We start from the raw sequence: 950 nt of genomic DNA on the forward strand, positions 1-950 counted from the left end.
TGGTTGGCCGCGTCGCCGGATTCGGTCAGCGCAATGCATGAGACGGCCGGTGGCCCGGTGACGCGCGGTGCCGGAACGGCTACCATGCCGGGTGTTCCTGACGATCGGCGAGGAGAGCCACTTCCGATGTCCTCCCACAGTGCAGCACAGCCTGGGTCCGACCTCCTCATTCTCGACGACGGAGTCCCCACTGCGGCGCGCGTCTATGACGTGATGCTGAATGGTAAGGACAACTACGCGATTGACCGGCAGATCGCCAAGGCGAGTCTCGATGTGATGCCGGAGCTCAAAGAGATCGCGCTGCACAACAGAGCGATGCTGCATCGAGTGGTGCGGCGACTCGCCGCGGACGAGGGCATCACACAGTTCCTGGACCTGGGCTCCGGGCTGCCAACCGTGCGCAACACACATGAGGTGGTGCAGGAGGTGAATCCGGACGCGCAGGTCGTCTACGTCGACATCGACCCGATCGTGCTCGCGCACGGCAGGGCGTTGCTGCAGGATAACGCGAACACGAAGGTCGTCACCGCCGACGTTCGCAAGCCGGACGAGGTCATCGCACACCCCGACGTGCAGGAGATGATCGACTTCAGCAAGCCGGTGTGCGTGATGCTGTGCGGCATCCTGCACCACATCCTCGACGAGGAGGACCCGAACGGTATCGTCGCGAAGCTTCGCGACGCCGTTCCGTCCGGTTCGTACTTCTTCATCACGAACTTCACACGATTGAGCGATTCTTCGGAGAGTGAGGAGCTGGAGCGCGTGCTGCTGTCCCAGCTCGGCACTGGCCGGGTCCGGACGCCAGCGGAGCTGGCGGCCTTCTTCGACGGGCTGGAGATCCTGCCGCCCGGCATTGTGCCGCTGGCACTCTGGCGGCCCGACGAGGTCGTCACCGACGCGACCACCATCGGGGTGCGCTTCATGACCGGAGGCGTCGCGATCAAGCGCTA

1 protein-coding gene is annotated in these 950 nt (G+C 64.5%); it reads left to right on the forward strand.

The window, feature by feature from the left end; genetic code table 11:
• Nucleotides 1-126: 126 nt before the first annotated feature.
• The coding region (locus ACM6LR_RS39330) for an SAM-dependent methyltransferase (RefSeq protein ID WP_414942919.1) at nucleotides 127-950 on the forward strand (824 nt) is incomplete at its 3' end.

The sequence above is a fragment of the Amycolatopsis sp. cmx-11-32 genome (genome assembly GCF_047608695.1).
Classification (GTDB): Bacteria; Actinomycetota; Actinomycetes; order Mycobacteriales; family Pseudonocardiaceae; genus Amycolatopsis.